Source organism: Pseudomonas sp. D3 (genome assembly GCF_029320995.1).
GTDB classification, from domain to species: domain Bacteria; phylum Pseudomonadota; class Gammaproteobacteria; order Pseudomonadales; family Pseudomonadaceae; genus Aquipseudomonas; species Aquipseudomonas paraveronii.
The window spans coordinates 3,047,522-3,066,493 of record NZ_CP119772.1; the positions used below are offsets into that span (position 1 = coordinate 3,047,522).

17 protein-coding genes and 1 pseudogene are annotated in these 18,972 nt (G+C 59.6%); 12 read left to right on the plus strand and 6 right to left on the minus strand.

What is annotated here, in order from left to right; genetic code table 11:
• Positions 1-18: 18 nt before the first annotated feature.
• From P3S72_RS13975 to P3S72_RS14015, 9 genes are all read left to right on the plus strand, one after another.
• Entirely contained in the window at positions 19-1,029 is a 1,011-nt protein-coding gene (locus P3S72_RS13975; protein ID WP_276197785.1) for a Gfo/Idh/MocA family oxidoreductase, read from the plus strand.
• A 799-nt stretch (positions 1,030-1,828) separates the two neighbouring features.
• The gene (locus P3S72_RS13980) at positions 1,829-2,875 is read left to right on the plus strand and encodes a Gfo/Idh/MocA family oxidoreductase (RefSeq protein ID WP_276197786.1); all 1,047 of its coding nucleotides are present in this window, start codon (positions 1,829-1,831) and stop codon (positions 2,873-2,875) included.
• 109 nt (positions 2,876-2,984) lie between these two features.
• Positions 2,985-3,164: a hypothetical protein gene (locus P3S72_RS13985; RefSeq protein ID WP_076952495.1), complete on the plus strand. Its 180-nt coding sequence runs from the start codon at positions 2,985-2,987 to the stop codon at positions 3,162-3,164.
• A 48-nt stretch (positions 3,165-3,212) separates the two neighbouring features.
• Positions 3,213-4,148 (plus strand): sugar ABC transporter substrate-binding protein, encoded by a 936-nt coding sequence (locus tag P3S72_RS13990; RefSeq protein WP_276197787.1) that lies wholly within the window; start codon positions 3,213-3,215, stop codon positions 4,146-4,148.
• A 65-nt stretch (positions 4,149-4,213) separates the two neighbouring features.
• Entirely contained in the window at positions 4,214-5,767 is a 1,554-nt protein-coding gene (locus tag P3S72_RS13995) for a sugar ABC transporter ATP-binding protein (RefSeq protein WP_276197788.1), read from the plus strand.
• A gap of 58 nt (positions 5,768-5,825) precedes the next feature.
• Complete coding sequence (locus tag P3S72_RS14000; protein WP_276197789.1) at positions 5,826-6,848, plus strand: ABC transporter permease; 1,023 nt, start codon at positions 5,826-5,828, stop codon at positions 6,846-6,848.
• A gap of 344 nt (positions 6,849-7,192) precedes the next feature.
• Entirely contained in the window at positions 7,193-7,597 is a 405-nt protein-coding gene (locus P3S72_RS14005) for a TraR/DksA C4-type zinc finger protein (protein WP_078742055.1), read from the plus strand.
• A gap of 185 nt (positions 7,598-7,782) precedes the next feature.
• Positions 7,783-9,378 carry a methyl-accepting chemotaxis protein gene (locus P3S72_RS14010; RefSeq protein WP_276197790.1) on the plus strand — a complete coding sequence of 532 codons (1,596 nt, stop codon included), beginning with the start codon at positions 7,783-7,785 and terminating at the stop codon, positions 9,376-9,378.
• 115 nt (positions 9,379-9,493) lie between these two features.
• On the plus strand, positions 9,494-9,697 hold the full coding sequence (locus tag P3S72_RS14015; protein ID WP_276197791.1) for a hypothetical protein: 204 nt from the start codon (positions 9,494-9,496) through the stop codon (positions 9,695-9,697).
• A gap of 6 nt (positions 9,698-9,703) precedes the next feature.
• Here the strand turns inward: P3S72_RS14015 and P3S72_RS14020 are convergent, their stop codons facing one another.
• The 3 genes from P3S72_RS14020 to P3S72_RS14030 all read right to left on the minus strand — a co-directional run bounded on the left by P3S72_RS14020 (position 9,704) and on the right by P3S72_RS14030 (position 10,630).
• Positions 9,704-9,940: a DUF2789 domain-containing protein gene (locus P3S72_RS14020; RefSeq protein WP_247402425.1), complete on the minus strand. Its 237-nt coding sequence runs from the start codon at positions 9,938-9,940 to the stop codon at positions 9,704-9,706.
• Between the two features lie 73 nt (positions 9,941-10,013).
• Positions 10,014-10,244 carry a hypothetical protein gene (locus tag P3S72_RS14025; RefSeq protein ID WP_247402423.1) on the minus strand — a complete coding sequence of 77 codons (231 nt, stop codon included), beginning with the start codon at positions 10,242-10,244 and terminating at the stop codon, positions 10,014-10,016.
• Positions 10,245-10,354: 110 nt separating this feature from the next.
• On the minus strand, positions 10,355-10,630 hold the full coding sequence (locus P3S72_RS14030; RefSeq protein WP_276197792.1) for a hypothetical protein: 276 nt from the start codon (positions 10,628-10,630) through the stop codon (positions 10,355-10,357).
• A gap of 416 nt (positions 10,631-11,046) precedes the next feature.
• Between P3S72_RS14030 and P3S72_RS14035 the strand changes: the two genes are divergently transcribed.
• Positions 11,047-11,496, plus strand: coding sequence for a hypothetical protein (locus tag P3S72_RS14035; protein WP_247402442.1), 450 nt, complete (start codon positions 11,047-11,049; stop codon positions 11,494-11,496).
• 132 nt (positions 11,497-11,628) lie between these two features.
• Positions 11,629-12,645, plus strand: coding sequence for an ABC transporter substrate-binding protein (locus P3S72_RS14040; protein ID WP_247402418.1), 1,017 nt, complete (start codon positions 11,629-11,631; stop codon positions 12,643-12,645).
• Between the two features lie 89 nt (positions 12,646-12,734).
• Here the strand turns inward: P3S72_RS14040 and P3S72_RS14045 are convergent, their stop codons facing one another.
• A complete protein-coding gene (locus tag P3S72_RS14045) occupies positions 12,735-14,861 on the minus strand; it encodes a TonB-dependent receptor (protein WP_276197793.1) in 2,127 nt (708 codons plus the stop codon).
• A gap of 92 nt (positions 14,862-14,953) precedes the next feature.
• The gene (locus P3S72_RS14050; protein WP_253396438.1) at positions 14,954-15,343 is read right to left on the minus strand and encodes a DUF2946 domain-containing protein; all 390 of its coding nucleotides are present in this window, start codon (positions 15,341-15,343) and stop codon (positions 14,954-14,956) included.
• Between the two features lie 93 nt (positions 15,344-15,436).
• Between P3S72_RS14050 and P3S72_RS14055 the strand changes: the two genes are divergently transcribed.
• Complete coding sequence (locus tag P3S72_RS14055; RefSeq protein ID WP_276197794.1) at positions 15,437-15,874, plus strand: DUF3995 domain-containing protein; 438 nt, start codon at positions 15,437-15,439, stop codon at positions 15,872-15,874.
• 76 nt (positions 15,875-15,950) lie between these two features.
• On the opposite strand, the pseudogene P3S72_RS14060 reads toward P3S72_RS14055, so the two are convergent.
• Positions 15,951-18,881, minus strand: a pseudogene (locus P3S72_RS14060) (RHS repeat-associated core domain-containing protein); the annotation flags it as partial.
• Positions 18,882-18,972: the final 91 nt, after the last annotated feature.

The window sequence follows — 18,972 nt, forward strand, 5'->3', positions numbered from 1 at the left end:
AACAAGAGGAGTGAATGTATGTCGTTGAAGCTGGGTGTTATCGGTACGGGCGCTATCGGCCGGGACCATATTCGTCGTTGCAGCCAGACCTTGCTCAACAGCCAGGTGGTGGCGGTGACCGACATCGACCTTGAGCAGGCCGCCAAGGTGGTGGCGGATCTGAAACTGGACGCCGAGGTGTATGCGCACGGCCATGCGCTGATCGATTCGCCTCAGGTTGAGGCTATTCTCGTCACCTCCTGGGGCCCGAGCCATGAGGAGTTCGTGCTCGCAGCCATCGCCGCCGGCAAACCGGTGTTCTGCGAAAAACCGCTGGCGGTCACCGCCGACGGCTGCCGCAGGATCGTCGAAGCTGAAGTCGCGCACGGCAAGCGCCTGGTGCAAGTGGGCTTCATGCGCCCCTATGACGAAGGTTATCGCGCCCTGAAAGCGGTGATCGACAGCGGCCAGATCGGCGAGCCGCTGATGCTGCACTGCGCGCACCGCAACCCGCGGGTGGGCGAGAACTACAAGACCGACATGGCGATCACCGACACCTTGATCCACGAGCTGGACGTGTTGCGTTGGCTGCTTGATGACGACTACGTCTGCGTGCAAGTGGTGTTCCCGCGCAAGACCAGCAAGGCCCTGGCCCATCTGCGCGACCCGCAGATCGTGCTGCTGGAAACCGCCAAGGGCACGCGCATCGATGTGGAAGTGTTTGTGAACTGCCAGTACGGCTACGACATTCAGTGCGAAGTGGTGGGGGAGACCGGTATCGCCAAGCTGCCGGAGCCGTCGCAGGTGCAATTGCGCAGCGAGGCCAAGCTGTCCAATGCAATTCTGATGGACTGGAAAGACCGCTTTATCGGCGCCTATGACATCGAGTTGCAGGCGTTCATCGACAGCGTGCGCGCCGGGCAAGTGGGCGGGCCGTCGGCGTGGGACGGGTTTGCGGCGGCGGTCGCGGCGGATGCGTGTATCGAAGCGCAAGGCAGTGGGCAAATTGTCCACGTCAGCCTGCCTGAGCGTCCGCGCTTCTACGGCTAACACTCGGTCAATGTGGGAGGGCTTGCTCCCGATAGCAGTGGGTCAGCCAATAAAGCTGTAGCTGATCTACCGCCATCGGGGGCAAGCCCCCTCCCACAGTTGGATTGGGTTTGCACTTCAATAAAGGCGTGAATGTATGCGAATTGGACCAGTCGGCTATGGCCATGGAGGGCGCTTTTTTCATGCGCCACTGGCTGCAACCCTGCCTACCACGGCTAACACGCGGTCAATGTGGGAGGGGGCTTGCCCCCGATAGCAGTGGGTCAGCCAATAAAGCTGTAGCTGATCTACCGCCATCGGGGGCAAGCCCCCTCCCACAGTTGGATTGGGTTTGCACTTCAATAAAGGCGTGAATGTATGCGAATTGGACCAGTCGGCTATGGCCATGGAGGGCGCTTTTTTCATGCGCCACTGGCTGCAACCCTGCCTTCTACGGCTAACACCCGGTCAATGTGGGAGGGGGCTTGCCCCGATAGCAGTGGGTCAGCCAATAAGTCTGTATCTGATCCACCGCCATCGGGAGCAAGCCCCCTCCCACAGTTGGATTGGGTTTGCACTTCAATAAAGGCGTGAATGTATGCGAATTGGACCAGTCGGCTATGGCCATGGAGGGCGCTTTTTTCATGCGCCACTGGCTGCAACCCTGCCTTCTACGGTTAACACCCGGTCAATGTGGGAGGGGGCTTGCCCCCGATAGCAGTGGGTCAGCCAATAAAACTGTATCTGATCCACCGCCATCGGGGGCAAGCCCCCTCCCACAGTTGGATTGTGGTTTGCACTTCAATGAAGGAGTGAATGTATGCGAATTGGACTAGTCGGCTATGGCCATGGAGGGCGCTTTTTTCATGCGCCACTGATTGCAACCCTGCCAGGTGCTACTTTTGTTGGTGTGGTGACTCGCTCACCCGAGCGCCGCGAGCAATTGAGCGCTGATCTTCCAGGGGTTAAAGCCTTTGACAGCATCGGCCAGATTGTCGAGGCCGGCGTCGACGCCCTGGTGATTTCCACCACGCTTAAAGGGCGCCCGGCACTGGTACTCGAAGCGATCGAGCACGGCGTCGCCGTCGTCAGCGACAAACCCTTTGCCGCCAACGCCGAACAGGCCCAGGTGCTGATCACTGCAGCCGAACGCCACGGCGTGTTGCTCAGCGTCTACCAGAACCGGCGCTGGGATTCGGATTTCCTGACTTTGCGCAAACTGATCGACGCCGGCGCCCTCGGCGCTGTCACCCGGTTTGAATCTTGCGTCGAGCGTTTCAGCCCGCAAGCCGTGGGCAATGCCAGCGGCGGCGGCTGGCTGCGCGACCTGGGCAGCCATCTGGTGGACCAGGCGCTGCAACTGTTCGGCCCGGTGGATCGGGTCTTCGCGCAATTGCACTACAGCGCTGAACACCCCAGCGTCGACCACGGCTTCTTTGTTGCCCTGACCCACCGCAACGGGGTGCTTTCCCACCTGTGGGGCAATGCCTTACAGAACAGCCCGGCGCCGCGCTTCAGGGTCAGCGGCACCCTGGGTTGCTACACCGTCGAAGGGCTGGACGGCCAGGAAGACGCACTGATGGCCGGCAAGTCGCCCAAAACCGAGGGCGAGCACTGGGGTTTTGAGGAGCACCGCCGCTGGGGCTGGTTCGAACAAGGCTCGGAGCGCGAGCGTGTACCGTCGGAGAAAGGCTGCTGGACGCAGTTCTATCGCCAGTTGCAGTCCGCCGTGCAAGGGCAGGGGCCGTTGCCGGTGGACGCCTATGAGGCGCTGGAAACCACCCGTGTCCTGGACGCTGCACGCCTGAGCGCCGAGCGGCAGCAGGTGGTTTCAATGGAAATAGAATTAAATTCTAAAACATGTTGATATAGAAATTATTTTCCAATAAAGTCTTTTCCAGGTTGCATAAAGTACGTCCGGATTCGATTCTGGCGACTCAACAAAAACAAGATCAAAAACAACCAGGTACCGTCAGATGAAAATCTTCAACGCTGTACTGCGAGTTTTACGCCCTGCCCACACGCCACGCGGTCTGCCCCGCGCCCGGCCGTTTTACTTTTCCTTCCTTAATGTGCTGTGCGTCGAAAACCAAGGCGCCCTGGTGTGCTGCATTCCGGGGGCACCGGTCGTCCGCCTGCCGTCATCCTCGCTCTGATAAACGCTACGTCCAGAAAACCAACAAGAAAGTGGAGACAGACCGTTCATGAAGACCCCGATCCGTTTTACCGCGCTGGCGTTGTCCCTGCTGCTGGCCAGCGGTTTTGCCACAGCTGCCGATCTGAAGATCGGCGTGAGCATGTCGCAGTTCGATGACACCTACCTGACCAACGTGCGTGAGTACATGGACAAGCAAGCCAAGTCCTATCCCAAGGGCGATGGTGTGCAGTTGCAGTTCGAAGACGCGCGCGCCGACGTGGTCAAGCAACTGAGCCAGGTCGAGAACTTCATCAGCCAGAAGGTCGATGCGATCATTGTCAACCCGGTGGACACGGCGTCCACGGCGCGAATCAGCAAGTCAGCGCTCGAGGCGGGTATTCCGCTGGTCTACGTCAACCGCCGACCGGACCAGAAAGATCTGCCCAAAGGCGTGGCCGCCGTGACCTCCAATGATGAAGAGGCCGGCCGCATGCAAATGCAATACATCGCCGAAAAACTCGGCGGCAAGGGCAAGGTCGTGATCCTGCTCGGTGACTTGGCGAACAACTCCACCACCAACCGTACCAAGGGCATTAAAGAAATCCTGGCCAAGTACCCGCAGATCCAGATCGAGCAGGAACAGACCGGTATCTGGCTGCGTGACCGCGGGATGACCCTGGTCAACGACTGGTTGACCCAGGGCCGCGAATTTAATGCCGTGCTGGCCAATAACGATGAAATGGCCATTGGCGCCGCCATGGCGTTGAAGTCGGCCGGCACCAAGCCGGGCAGCATCTTGATTGCGGGGGTCGACGGCACGCCGGACGGCTTGAATGCGATCACTAAAGGCGAAATGACCGTGTCGGTGTTCCAGGACGCCAACGGTCAGGCGGTCGGCTCGGTGGAGGCGGCGCGCAAGATGGCGAAGAAGGAGACGATCGAGCAGAACATTGTCATCCCGTTCAAGCTGATCACCCCGGACAACGTCAAAGACTTCAAGTAGCCCCACCATCACAACAATAAGCCGGTAGGGCGGTCGTGCCCGCCCTGCCGATGGAGTACCGTCCTATGCTTGCTCAAGCCACTGTCTCGCAGCCTCCCGGTATCCAGCCTTCACTGCTGGAAGAACCCTACCTGCTGGAAATCCTCAACATCAGCAAAGGTTTTCCCGGTGTGGTGGCCCTGGCCGATGTGCAACTGCGCGTGCGCCCAGGCTCGGTGCTGGCGCTGATGGGTGAGAACGGCGCGGGTAAGTCGACGCTGATGAAAATCATCGCCGGCATCTACCAGCCCGACGCCGGCGAAATCCGCCTGCGTGGCAAGCCGATTGTGTTTGAGACGCCGCTGGCCGCGCAAAAGGCTGGGATCGCGATGATCCACCAGGAACTCAACCTGATGCCGCACATGAGCATCGCCGAGAATATCTGGATCGGCCGCGAGCAGCTCAACAGCCTGCGCATGGTCAACCACCGCGAAATGCACCGCTGCACCGCCGACTTGCTCGCCCGCCTGCGCATCAACCTCGACCCCGAGGAGCATGTGGGCAACCTGAGTATCGCCGAACGGCAGATGGTCGAGATTGCCAAGGCGGTGTCCTACGATTCCGACATCCTGATCATGGATGAACCGACGTCCGCCATCACCGAGAAGGAAGTCGCCCACCTGTTTTCGATCATTGCCGACCTCAAGGCCCAGGGCAAAGGCATCGTCTACATCACGCACAAGATGAATGAAGTGTTCGCCATCGCCGATGAAGTGGCGGTGTTTCGTGACGGCCAGTACATCGGCCTGCAGCGCGCCGACAGCATGAACAGCGACAGCCTGATCTCGATGATGGTCGGCCGTGAACTGAGCCAGTTGTTCCCGGTACGCGAAACGCCCATCGGCGAGTTGCTGTTGTCGGTGCGCGACCTGGGCCTGGACGGCGTGTTCAACAACGTCTCGTTCGACCTGCATGCCGGCGAGATCCTCGGCATCGCCGGGTTGATGGGCTCGGGCCGCACCAACGTGGCGGAAACCATTTTCGGCATCACCCCAAGCACCCACGGGCAGATAACCCTCGATGGCAAGGCGCTGCGTATTACCGACCCGCACATGGCCATCGACAAAGGCTTTGCGCTGTTGACCGAGGATCGCAAGCTCAGCGGGCTGTTCCCTTGCCTGTCGGTCCTGGAGAACATGGAAATGGCGGTGCTGCCGCATTATTCGGGCAACGGGTTTATTCAGCAGAAAGCCCTGCGTGCGCTGTGTGAAGACATGTGCAAGAAGCTGCGGGTGAAGACTCCGTCGCTGGAGCAATGCATCGACACTTTGTCCGGCGGTAACCAGCAAAAAGCCCTGCTGGCGCGCTGGCTGATGACCAAGCCGCGCCTGCTGATTCTCGATGAGCCGACCCGTGGCATCGACGTCGGCGCCAAGGCCGAGATCTACCGTTTGATTTCGTTCCTCGCCAGCGAGGGCATGGCGGTGATCATGATTTCCTCGGAGCTGCCCGAAGTGCTGGGCATGAGCGACCGGGTGATGGTGATGCACGAAGGCGAACTGATGGGCACCCTGGACCGCTTAGAGGCGACCCAGGAAAAAGTCATGCAGTTGGCCTCCGGTATGACCGTGGTCCACTGACGAACAGCCGCGCGGGCCTGCGGTTGGCCCGCGCCATAGAATAAAAAGGTGATCGGCTATGAACGCAATAACAGACAACAAGCCTGCCACGGCAACGGTCAAGCGCCGTCGACGCTTGCCGACGGAGCTGAGCATCTTCCTGGTGCTGATCGGCATCGGCCTGGTGTTTGAAGTGTTCGGCTGGATTGTGCGTGACCAGAGCTTCCTGATGAACTCCCAGCGCCTGGTGCTGATGATCCTGCAAGTGTCGATCATCGGCCTGTTGGCCATTGGTGTGACCCAGGTGATCATCACCACGGGCATCGACCTGTCTTCCGGGTCTGTCCTTGCGTTATCGGCGATGATCGCTGCCAGTCTTGCGCAAACATCTGATTTTTCCCGTGCGGTGTTTCCGTCGCTGACCGACCTGCCGGTGTGGATCCCGGTCGCGGTTGGCCTCGGTGTGGGGCTGCTGGCGGGGGCGATCAACGGCAGTATTATCGCGGTGACCGGTATCCCGCCGTTTATCGCAACACTTGGGATGATGGTGTCGGCCCGTGGCCTGGCGCGTTATTACACCGAAGGCCAGCCGGTGAGCATGCTCTCGGATTCCTACACGGCCATCGGTCATGGGGCGATGCCGGTGATCATCTTTCTGGTGGTGGCGGTGATCTTCCATATCGCCCTGCGCTACACCAAGTACGGTAAGTACACCTACGCCATCGGCGGCAATATGCAGGCGGCGCGCACCTCGGGGATCAACGTCAAGCGTCACCTGATCATCGTCTACAGCATCGCCGGGCTCCTGGCAGGCCTGGCCGGTGTGGTGGCCTCGGCGCGTGCCGCCACCGGCCAGGCCGGCATGGGCATGTCCTACGAATTGGATGCGATCGCTGCCGCTGTGATCGGCGGCACCAGCCTGGCGGGCGGAGTAGGGCGCATCACCGGCACGGTGATTGGCGCGCTGATCCTTGGGGTGATGGCCAGCGGGTTTACCTTTGTCGGGGTCGACGCGTATATCCAGGACATTATCAAGGGCCTGATTATCGTGGTGGCAGTGGTGATCGACCAATATCGCAACAAGCGCAAGCTAAAACGCTGACGCCGTGCAACATGTGGGAGGGGGCTTGCCCCCTCCCACATTTGGACCTGCATTCGTCAGATCTAACCGTTTGTCTTCTATATAGCTCCACAACACTGAATTTCTTGCTATAAACGCACTCCGATAACCATTCACCGAGCCCGTCCTGGTGCTTTTGGGGGTTATCTTGGAAAAATGCCTGTCTTTTCAGTTGCTGCGCCCTCAAGTCGGCCTTAGACTGCCGCCCCTCGTAAATTGAGTGCCGGGTGGCGCTTGGAATGGATGGCGCCTTTCCGAGACCTGCAGAGGTCGGCCGGAACGCTCCCTTATTCGCCTTAATGCACGTATTTTTTATAGAGAAATCAATGACAAAGGAAAAGTTGCTGGCCATGCCGGCGGATGACTACATGAATGCCGAACAGCACGCTTTTTTCGAGCAGTTGCTGCAAGACATGAAAGTGGAACACCACGAGCGCATTGAACAGAACCGCATCGCCATTGAAAGCCTGGACACCCCGGCCGACCCGGCAGATGCCGCTTCCGTGGAAGAAGAGCGCACCTGGTTGGTGAATGCCATTGATCGCGACCAGCGCATGCTGCCGCAGCTTGAGCGCGCCCTGGAGCGCATCAAGGAAGATTCCTTTGGCTGGTGCGATGACAGCGGCGAGGCTATCGGCCTCAAGCGCCTGCTGATCAGCCCGACCACCAAGTACTGCATCGAAGCGCAAGAGCGCCACGAGCAGATCGACAAGCACCAGCGCCAAGCCTGATGCGCTGAAGCCGAGGGGGGCGAGTACTGCGCTCCCCAGGGAAAATACCCGTTACGCCCGGTCTCTTGATCTGCTGCAAGCTCCCCCACTAAAGGCCCATAGATAATGGCCTGATAGTGGCGTTTAATGCAGAGACAATAATGACAAGCAGTGGGGTGACGAAGATGGCTGGGGACGGACCTCTGATGGGCGCAGCAGTGCCACCGCACGCGGTGGTGAGCGGGTTGCCCAGCTGGCTGACGCCGCTCTTGCAGAGCACCGCCCTGGTGCTGGTCCTGCTGGGCATTGCGTTTGCCAGCCTGCCTATTTATCTCTGCCTGACACTGGCCTTGCTGGTGATCTGGCTGCCCCGCCTGAAAAAACGCACGCCCAGCGCGGCGCCGTCTGAAGCGGCCGATGCCATTGGCGACCTGACCCGCGACCTGTCCCATACCACCAGCCATAACGCATTGTCGGCGGCCGGCGTGGCCTATTCGGTCAAGCAACTGGCTGCTCGCTTGAAGTCGCAGTTGAGCGCCGCCCAACAGATCGTCAGCAGCGCCGAAGTGATGATCGGCACCGAACAAGTCACCTCCCAACTCAGCCGCCAGGCACTGGGTGCCGCCAGCCAGGCGCATCAGCGCAGCACCGAGGGCCGCGAAGTGCTGGCCCAGTCGATCACCCGCATGCACCAGCTCAGTCAGCGTGCGAATGACAGCCGCGAGATGATTGAGGCCCTGAGCCAGCGCAGCGAGGAAATCCAGCGCGTCACCCTGGTGATCCAATCCATCGCCAGCCAGACCAACTTGCTTGCCTTGAACGCCGCCATCGAAGCCGCGCGTGCCGGCGAGCATGGGCGCGGGTTTGCCGTGGTGGCCGATGAAGTCCGCGGGCTGGCCGGTCGTACTGCAACTGCCACCGAGGAAGTGGGGGTAATGGTCGCCGATATCCAGCAACGCACGGGCCAGGTGGTGGAACAGATTCGCCAACTGTCGACAGACCTGCAAACCGGTGTGGAGCAGGTGGAGCACGCGGGTGAGCAGTTGCAGAACATCGCCAGCCTGGCGGCGGATGTCGAAGGGCAGGTCAACGAAATCGCCCAGGGCACCGATACCAACCGGGCCCAACTCGACAGCTTGTTCCATGCCGTGGAGCAAATGCGCAGCGACCTGACGGTGAGCGACGAGCAAACCCGTCAATTGGCCGATGCCGCCGTGCAAATGGAAGGGCAGGCCGAAACCATCAGCGAACGCCTGGCTGAAGTCGGGCTGGATGACTATCACCAACGCATCTACGACCTCGCCCGGGAAGGCGCGAGCCGCATTGCCGAACAGTTCGAGGCGGATGTACTGCAAAACCGTATCAGCCTGGAGGATCTGTTTGACCGCAGCTACACGTCGATCCCCAACACCCGCCCCAGCAAGTTCCACACGCGCTTTGATGGCTACACCGACCAGGTATTGCCAGCGATTCAAGAGACGCTGCTGCCGCGCCATGAGGGCCTGGTATTTGCCATCGCCTGTACGCAGCAGGGGTATGTTCCGACACACAACAAGGCGTTTTCCCAGCCGTTGACTGGCGACGCACAGGTGGACGCCTTACAGAATCGCACCAAACGCAAGTTCGACGACCGTACCGGGATTCGCTGTGGCAGCCATCAGCAAGCGGTGCTGCTGCAGACTTACACCCGCGATACAGGCGAGCTGATGCACGACTTGTCGGTGCCGATCATGGTCAAGGGCCGGCATTGGGGTGGATTGCGCCTGGGCTATAAACCCGAAAACACCAAGGCCAAGCGCTGAGTATTGTTGCGGTTTATGCAATGAAGCTATTCAGGGGATAGCTTTTTCTGACCGGAGGAAAAACGTAGCATGGCCGACATTGTTAGTCAGCTAACTATCGCTGCGGAGAAGCCCCATGCAAAAAAAAGTCGATGTCGCTGTGATGATTGGCAGTGGCGTACCCGAAACCCTGCGTGCGCTGGGTCAAAAGGCTTGTTGGGTCGTGCTGCTCAACGGTGAACAGCGTGGCACGGCCTTCGCCAGCCGTGATGAAGCCGAGGAGTGCAGGGCCGCCTGGCAAGCGCTGTTGCGCATGGAACAGTCAGACAGCCTGCATTGAGGGGCGTTATTGCGCTTGGTGCAGACGCTGGTTCAGTTCATCCACGGCCATTGCCCATTCGGCGTCTTCACGCAGCTCTTCCTTGAGCAACTGAGCTTGTTGGGGCGCCCAGAAGGGCGCGTCGATCAGCTTCACGTCGTTGGCCAAAGGATGCGCGGCGATAAACGCATCGATGGCCTTCGGGGTGGAATCCAGGCCCAGTTGATCAAACAGGGTTTCAAGGGTCGGTACTGGCGCGTCCATATCGTTCTCCGTGCGGTTTTTGGGGGGGGATATGCATCGGAGGTTTTTCGCGCAGTAGAGTTCTATCGGATTCTTAGGTGGTCAGTGCCCCTGAGTCCACCGCAGTCTTGAGCGCTTTGGCGGCTTCTTTTGCCGCGATGTCGGCGGTGTCTGCAGTCTTGAACCAACGATCTTTTTCCACTTGGTGCATTGTGATCGTGGTCAAGGGAGGCTTGGCACGCATTACGATAACTGCTTGGAATTCACCGTCTACTTCTCTGGCTTCGCCATGGATAAAAAATTCGCCAATATCAAATTCCGTCACGTATAACCTTCCCTTCAAGGTAACTGCACTGATGAAACCTGACCCGCAGGGGGCAAACTTCAATGGACGGGCCAGTATGGCAGTTGTTGAGGGACGGCGGCGCGGTAAAGTCATCCAGGTGACGAAACGATCCCGCCGTGAGGGGCGTGCTTTGCGGCTTCGAGGGTTTTTGCCAGTTCGCAGGCGCGGATATGGTTGCTGCGAAAGCCTTTGATCCTGCCGCTGGTTACTTCCAGAATATGAAAGAAGTTCCGGCCGGCGGGTACAACTTGATAAAGCACGGAGTTCGAGTATCCAGTATGGCTTTGCAAGCAGTAGTATTGGCGCTCGTCTTGATAGGATGAATGAGTGCCGGAAGACGTAGCGCCGTGTTGACGTCGTTGCATGGTCAGCTCCTGTCGATCGATCTGGTTGGCCCGCCAGCAGCGGAACGGGTGGTTTTGACCCGTGTTGCTGTTTTAGTATTGTCGTCGGCGGTCGGCACTCGGTTCCATACCCAGGTATTTTGTTTTGTGCAGATTGTCGGAAACTGCGTTTTTTAATTGGGTTATTCTCTGAAGCTGGTCGGCCCGTCTTCTCGGGCCGCTAAACCTGTGATTTGCTGTGAAGATCGATGGCCTGCATAGGGTCTATCGTGTATGCCTGTATTGGTCTTGCGGCACCGCAGGGGGCGTTTTTTCAGGTTTTTTAATAAATGTGTTGTGTGAGCGTGCCGTTATGGCCGTTTTTTTGTGCTGCCCGTCCCGGCGGACAGTGCTTTTTTTGATGTGGGGGCGTTTCCTTGGCAGTCAGTAATCTGGATATGCACGCGTTATTCGTGCTGGGTGATTTGCGCGCAAAGTTGGTCAAACAGTTTCAATCCCGTTTTGTTTACATCACTGAACAAACACCGGAAGGCATCTACATCGCCGAGATCGATACTGAATCGGCGTTGGTCGTGGATGACAAACAGCGCCTCGAACTCAAGGTAGGCGATCATTTTCGCGCAGCGGTATTGCCCAGTCGCGAAGGTGGCAAGTTTGAATTGAAGTTTCGCGATATCAAGTTGACGGTTTATGGCCTGGGCGACTACGCCTTTGTTTCCTCGGCGGAAGGCCAGGGCATTGTGTTCAAGGAAGGTCACAACGTGATGCTGGTGTTTGCCGCCAACGAACAATTGCAGGAAGGCTTGACCAAAACCCTCAAGGCCGTGACCGGCAAGGCCGCCAAGTGGCGCAAGGGTGAACTGGTGACCTTCAAGGCCAGCGAATAACCCCTCCGTACAGCGAACAGCCTTTATCTCCGGGAACCTCTACTACAGTTGAGTTGACTTAACTATTCAGAGGCTTCGCGCATTGGCGGCAAAGCCGTCCGTTTTTGCTGCGAACACGTGAGGTGCAAAGGCATGAAAGGATTGAGAACCCTGTTGGCGGCGTCCCTGGCGACCTTGAGTCTGTCGGTGGCTTCGTTGCCCGTTTCGGCTGCGCAGGCGCCTGTGCATTTCGCCGATTTGAACTGGGAAAGCGGCAGTCTGATCACCGAAGTGCTGCGGTATATCGTCGAGAACGGCTATGACCTGCCTACCGACACCTTGCCCGGCACCACCATCACCCTGGAAACCGCCCTGGCGAAGAATGATATCCAGGTGATCGGCGAAGAATGGGCGGGTCGTAGTCCGGTGTGGGTCAAGGCCGAGGCCGAAGGCAAAGTCGCCGGGTTGGGCGATACGGTCAAGGGCGCCACCGAAGGCTGGTGGGTGCCGGAGTACGTGGTCAAGGGCGACCCCGCAAAAGGCCTTAAGCCGCTGGCGCCAGACCTGAAAAGTGTCGCGGACCTGGCGCGCTACAAAGACGTGTTCAAGGACCCCGAATCCCCCGGCAAAGGGCGCTTTCTCAACAGCCCCATTGGCTGGACCTCGGAAGTGGTCAACAAACAGAAACTCAAGGCCTACGGCCTGGACGACAGCTATGTGAACTTCCGCAGTGGCTCGGGGGCGGCATTGGATGCCGAAATTGCCTCCTCGATTCGTCGTGGCAAGCCGGTGCTGTTCTACTACTGGTCACCGACGCCCTTGATGGGGCGCTACAAGTTGATCCAACTGGAAGAGCCGCCGTTTGATGCACAGGCCTGGAAGACGCTGACGGATGCGGACAATCCCGATCCGAAGCCGACGCGGTCTCTGGCGTCCAAGTTGAGTATCGGGGTGTCCACGCCGTTCCAGAAAGAACATCCGCAGATTGCCGGGTTCTTCGAGAAGGTCGAGTTCCCGATTGAGCCGCTGAACAAAGCCTTGGCGACCATGAGCGAGAATCACACGGCGCCACGGGACGTCGCGCTGGCGTTCCTCAAGGCGCATCCCGAAGTGTGGAAGGCATGGTTGACGGAAGATGTAGCGCAGAAGGTTGAAGCCAGCCTGAAATAGAGGCCCATCCCGCGGCAGAACGCAGATCAAGCATGTGGACGCAGGCGTGCCACAGTACGCCCGCTCTCACATTGGTTTGTATTGTAGGGTCAGAAGCGGGTTTGCACCGCCACTTCAAACGTCCGTGGCGCCCCCAGGTAATACGCCGGGGACACATGGGCGAACTCGGCATACACCTCGTTGGTCAGGTTGCGCACGCGGCCGGTCACCGAGGTGTGGGCGTCCACCCGGTAGCGCAGGAATGTTCCGAACAAGGTGTAGGCCGGCACTGTCTGGGTGTTGGCGTTATCCGGATAAACCTGCGCGACATATCGCGCGTCCACACCGCCTTGCCAATCCTCGGAAAAATCATAGGTCAGCCACAGGTTACCGACACGCTTGGGCACGTTGGTCGGTGTATTGCCCTTGCGCGAAACCACCGCGCCGCTGGCGATTTTCTCATTGAACTCGTCGTACTCGGCATCCACCCAGGCGAAGTTACCTTCGGCGAGTAGTCGCGGCGTGATGCGCAACGAACTGGCCAACTCAATGCCTTTGGACGACTGCGCGCCTACCGGGATGCTGTTGATCGGGTCCAGCGGGTCGGTGACGGCAAAGTCCTTGCGCTCGATTTTATAAGCGGCGACGCTGGCCGAACCGCGACCGTCCAGGTAGTCGAATTTGCTGCCCACTTCCCACTGCTTGCCGGTGGATACGTCGAATACCTGGGTGGTGGTGCTCGGTTGTTCGGCGGCCGTACTGTATTGCACGTACACATTGGCCGTCGGGATGAACTGGTAGGTCAGGCCTGCGCGCCCGGTCACTGGCGCCCAACTGCGCGTGAAGTACCGTGGGCTGCTGGCGGTTATCGCGCCGTGGTTGGTGACATCCAGGTCGATGGCGTCGTAGCGCAGGCCCGTCAGCAATGTCAGCTTATCGGTCAGGCCCAGGCGATTTTCCACGAACAGCGCTTTGGTGGTGACTTCGTTGGTCTTGTCCCTGATAAAGCCTGGTCGGGTGCCAGGAATGTCGTAAAAGTGCCCTGGGTCATAGTGGTCAGGATCGACCGTGCTATTGCCAGCGGCTCTCAGCGGGCTGTTGGTCGTGCTGTTGACCTTGTATTCGAAGCCCCCGGACCAGGTGGTGGAGAGGCCGAACACGCTGTCGTCATGACGCAGTTCGAACTGGTTGCCATTCTGCGCGCCCTGATGACGTACCTGATACGCGGTCGAGCGGTTCACCGCGCTGTTGTCGGCGTTGTACTGGTAGGTCTCCAGGTTGCGGTAATCGCGCTGACTGTCGAGGTGATACAGGGTATTTTTCAGCGTGGTGCTGTCGTTGATCCGGTAGTCGATGATCGAGCGCGCCCAAAGCGTGCGCTGTTCGTAACGGCCGTCGGCGACGTTGTAATTGTTGAACCGGTTGTGTTTATCGATCTTCAGCTCGCCAGCCTTGGGATTCAGCACCGGCGTGCCCCAGTACGGACTGTCTTCATGCTCGTCCTGGTGTTCCAGGGCCAGGGTATGGGACAGGTTGGGGGTGAGGTCACTGAGCAGGGAAAACGCTACGCTCCAGGCGTCGCGCTGATCGCGGTCGATGTAGCTGTGGTTGGTATTGCGGCTGACGTCCAGGCGTGCGTAATGCTGCACGTCGGCGCTGGGGTCGGTCAGCGCGTGGTTCAGGCCGAACGCCATGCCGGCGGTGTCGTAGCTGCCATAGGTCAATTGGCCTGCGGCGGCCTGTTCCTCGCGGGTCGCCAGCTTGGTCACGTAGTTCAGCGAACCGCCTACGGAGCCCGCACCATTGATCAAGGACGAGGGCCCGCCGACCAGCTCCACCCGATCATAGATCCACGCATCCACCGGCCGGGCCAGCCCGGTGGCGACGTTGATGCCGTTGAACATCTGGGTGATCTGGCTGCTGGTAAACCCGCGATACGACACAAAGCCCCCAAACCCCGGCGGTGCGCTGGCGTTGACGCCGGGCAAGGTATTGGCCGCATCCCGGAAAGTCTTGGCGCCATGGCGCTCGATGTCATTGCGGTTGGCGATAGCCACCGAGGCAGGCGTTTCGCGCACGCTCAGCCCCAGCCGCGAAGCGACGCCACTGGACTGGTCCAGGCCCAGGCCCGGTTCGCTGGTGGGGTCGCCATCGATGGTGGTCGGGGCGAGTTCGAGCGCCCAGGCACAGACAGGCAGGCAGCCGAACAGGCCCGCCAACAGAGGTAAATGTTTCATGCTTGAATCCTGAAAACCTGCTTGAAAACAACGCACAGTCGCCCGTATTTCCTTACGGAAACGGCGTCAGTGCAGATCAGAAAGCGCGAGGATCAGGCGAGGGCGGGCGGTGCCCGTGGGTGGGCCGTGGGCCAGGTGAAGCGAGCAGGGATATCGGCGGCCAGTACGATAGCCGGCGGCGGTGCATGGGGTTGCGGCAACACCGCGACGTTGAGGCTGGAGCTCAGCGCCGGGCCCATGCCGCCGGTGGAGCACAGCGGGCAACCAAATGCCTTGGACAGCGTCGGCAGGCTTTCATCGGTGGAGTTGGACGGTTTGGGCGCCTGGGTGCGCGGGTCGACGGTACAGAACTGCCCACCGATGCCGTTGAGCTGCATGCCCACCATTTGCCCATGACCGATGCTGCACGCGAACACATTGAACAGGACGCAGCAGTAGAGCATCCAGGCAATGAGCGAACGGTCGGCACGGGCGATTTTCATGGGGCGGGACTTTACCATCAGCCGCCGGCGAAATGCCTGCAAAAAATCTCAGGGGGACTATCCTAGATCGCACAAATTCTGGGAGAAGCCGCCATGAGCTTTATCGTCGCACGATGGATCGTCGGTATTTTCACCTTTGTCAGCATGGTGCATTTGTATTGGGCCGCCGGCGGCAAACTCGGCAGCCTCGCCGCCATCCCCCAACTCCCCGGCGAATTCGCCAGCGGACCCCGCCCGGCGTTCAAGCCCTCGGCGTTGGGCACCTTTCTGGTGGCGCTGGGCCTGGTGGCAATTGCCTTGCTCGTTTGCCTGCGAGCCGGGCTGTATTTTTCGGCGGTGTCCCATGGCGCATTGCAATGGGGCATCAGCGCGATTGCCGTGATCATGTTTGCTCGGGCGATCGGCGATTCGGAGCTGGTGGGCTTTTTCAAAAAGGTAGGTGGTTCGCGGTTTGCGCGGTGGGATACGTATTTTTATTCGCCGTTGTGCATGGTACTGGGGGCAGGGTTGTTGGTGGTGGCATGGAGTTGATCGGCTGATCACGCAGCGAGCCGTCACACCCGTTTTGTAGTTTGTTTGCGCTTTGCGCCCCTTCACTTGCGTGGCAGGCGCTCAGCCCCGACGGAGCCCTCCCTGTGGGGTTGGGCGCATAGCGATAGCCGTTGAGCCCGCTCATCCCTTTCAGCGGGTCGGGCGTCAGGTAGCGACCACTCTGCGGATTGTAGTAGCGGTGGCGATGGTAGTGCAGCCCGCTTTCCGGGTCGAAGTATTGACCTTGGAAACGCAGCGGGTTTTCGATTTTTTCGATGTCGAATCGGGTGATCTGGCCGTAGGCGCGGTAGTGCGCGGACCACACGATTTCGCCGTCGGGCGCGGTCAGCTCCTGCGCGGTGCCTAGATGATCCAGTTGGTAGTGGAAAGGCTTGGTGTGGTGTGGGCCGAAGCCTTCCAGCAGGGCCAGTGGGCGGAAACTGTCGGGTTCGTAGACGTAGCTGCGATGCAGTTGTGCGTGGTGTTCGGCGATCAGTTTGTCGCCTTGCCAGAAAAACTCGCGGGTCGTGCCGGCAACGGTTTTGCTGACGCGCCGACCAAACGGGTCGTAGCGGTAGTGGGCGGTTTGGCCGTTGGGTCGGGTGAGGCCGATCAGGCGGTGCTGACAGTCGTAGCGGTATTCGGTGATCAGTGGGTGGTCCTTGCCGTGCCGTTCGCGGACGAGGTTGCCAAAGGTGTCGTAGTCGTAGTTGTGGTCATCCTGGAGCGTCAGACGGTCGCCAGCCGGAGTGTAGGCGAAGCGTTCCTGCGCGGCCTGGGAGTGATCGGCGCGGGCCAGGCGGTTTAGCGTGTCGTAGTGGTAGCGATGTTCGCCTTTGCGCGTGTCGAGCAAACGGCTGAGGTTGCCGGCTTGGTCGTAACCGTATTGGCGGCGGTAGCGAGTGCCTTGGACATCGCAGATGCCATGGTTGAACAGGCGTTCATGGTCATCGTACTGGTAGCTGCTGAGCAGTTTGCCTTGGGCGCGCTGGTGCTCTCGGCCGGCGTCGAACAGGTGTGAAGTCAGCAGCGCGCCATTGAGTTCGACGGTCGCCAGGTGGCCGCCCTTGTCATGGTTGAACACTAACTGGTTGTTGTCCGGTAAGCACAGGTGTTTAAGCCGGCCGCAAGCGTCGTAGCCATAGCGGAGTGTGCCCCAGCCCTGATGTTCGGCGATCAGGCGGTTTTGCTGGTCGTAGGCGAAAGTGAGGGGCCGGTGGTCGTCATTGACGCTGAGAAGGTTGCCTTGGCGGTCGTAGGTATATTCAACGATGCTGCCGTCGGGCAGGATTTTCCTTATCAACCGACCGGCGTGGTCTCGCCGGTAACGGGTGACCAGCAGACTGCCGTCGGCGCCATGTTCGGTTTTTTCCAGCAGGTGACCGTTGAGGTCGTAGGCGTAGGCGGTGCGTCGGCCGTCAAAGCCGATTTCCTGCTGGAGTAGGCCGTTGGGGTGGTAGTCGAACCGATAGACGTCGCCGATTTCGTTCTCGATTTCGGTGAGCAGCAATCGAACGTGGTCATAGCGGTAGTTGACCTGGGTGCCGTCCGCATTCAAGCGGCGGCTGATCAGGGGCAGACCGTCGATGTAGTCGTAGCGAGTGACGTGCCCCAGTTCATCGCGTTCGGCGGTGATTTTTCCGTAGGGGTTGTAGCTGTATTCCCGCGTGCCACCGTCGGGCATGATCACACACGCTAACCGTCCGACACTGTCCCACTGGTACTGGGTCAGCGCCCCATGCTTGTCCTCTTGCGCCACCCGCCGACCGAGATCGTCATAGCGATAGCGCTTCCCGCCGCCGTCCGGCCACTGCTCCTCAAGCAGTTGCCCACGCTCATTCCACGCCCGCCGCAGGCAACTGTGGTCAGGAAACCAAACCCCGATCAACTGCCCACATTTGTTGTAGCTATAGTCGGTCACGTTGCCATCGGGGTCGGTCTTACGAATGACATTGCCTTGGTCATTATGCTCGTAGTTCCAAACGGCCTGGCCACGGCGTACTACGCGTAAAAATCCATTGGCATACTCGTAGGACGTTGGCTCATCCTCCCCTGGAAAAAACGCCACCAAGCGTCCGGCGTCATCGTATTGATACGCCGTCACCGCGCCGAGTGGGTCTTGCTCGACCGTCAGCCGACCCTTGTCGTCGTAGGATTTGAAATGCTTGGCGCCATTCGGATCAACACGCTGCACCAGTTGTGCCTGTGGGGCATGAACATACATTTCCTGGCGCCCATCGGCGTTGTGAAGGGTAACGCTGCCGTCGTCGCCCCAGACATACCGCGTGTCTATCTGCAAAAAACCGGCCCAATGCCGGACACATCGCGCGGCCTTGCCAGCCCCTTCCCACGCCCAAAAGAAACGCGCGCCGCCGGCCAACTGGCATTCAAGAATGACGTGCTGCTCGTCGTATCGATAAACCTCGCTTTCCCCGGCCGCATTGGTTGCTGAAGTCAGTCGTCCAATGTCGTCATAGGTGTAGGAAACCACGGTCTGCTCGGTCACCCAGACGCCGTCCGCACGCCCCTTGGCCCGCTCAACCTGGTAATCGACCGCCACCATGCGGCCGTGCTCATAACGCCAAAACAGCGAGCGACCGACACCGGTATCCAATCGCTCAATGCGCCCCAACGCATCGCGGAAAACACGCAGCCGGTTGTCGTAGGCGTCGCTGATTGCGGTCAGCACACCGTCGTAGAAGTGGTAGAAACGTGATGCCTGGGACAGCACCAGCTCATCGGGCCAAGCCCCCAGGTAGAGCGAAGCGTCGGCCAGGCGATTGCTGATTGTCGGTCGCGCCTCAGTCGGCAAGGGCAGGACAGTCGATCGGTTCTCATGGTCAATCCATACTGCAGAATCGTCCGTCAGCGTCAGCCGATGTGCCAGCGAGTGACCCCAGCCAAACCCCAATCCACAGTCTACGTCCACCGCACGGGTGTGGTACCACCGCGTCCACTCAAACGGCAAAATCCCGTCCAGTGCAGCATCGGACAGTCTCAGGGAGTCGAGTGCGTGGGCATACCTGGCGTTAACCTGCTGGGGGGACTCGGCCGGGCGTTGATCGATGCTGTTCAGCTCAGGGTTGATAAAGGCAATG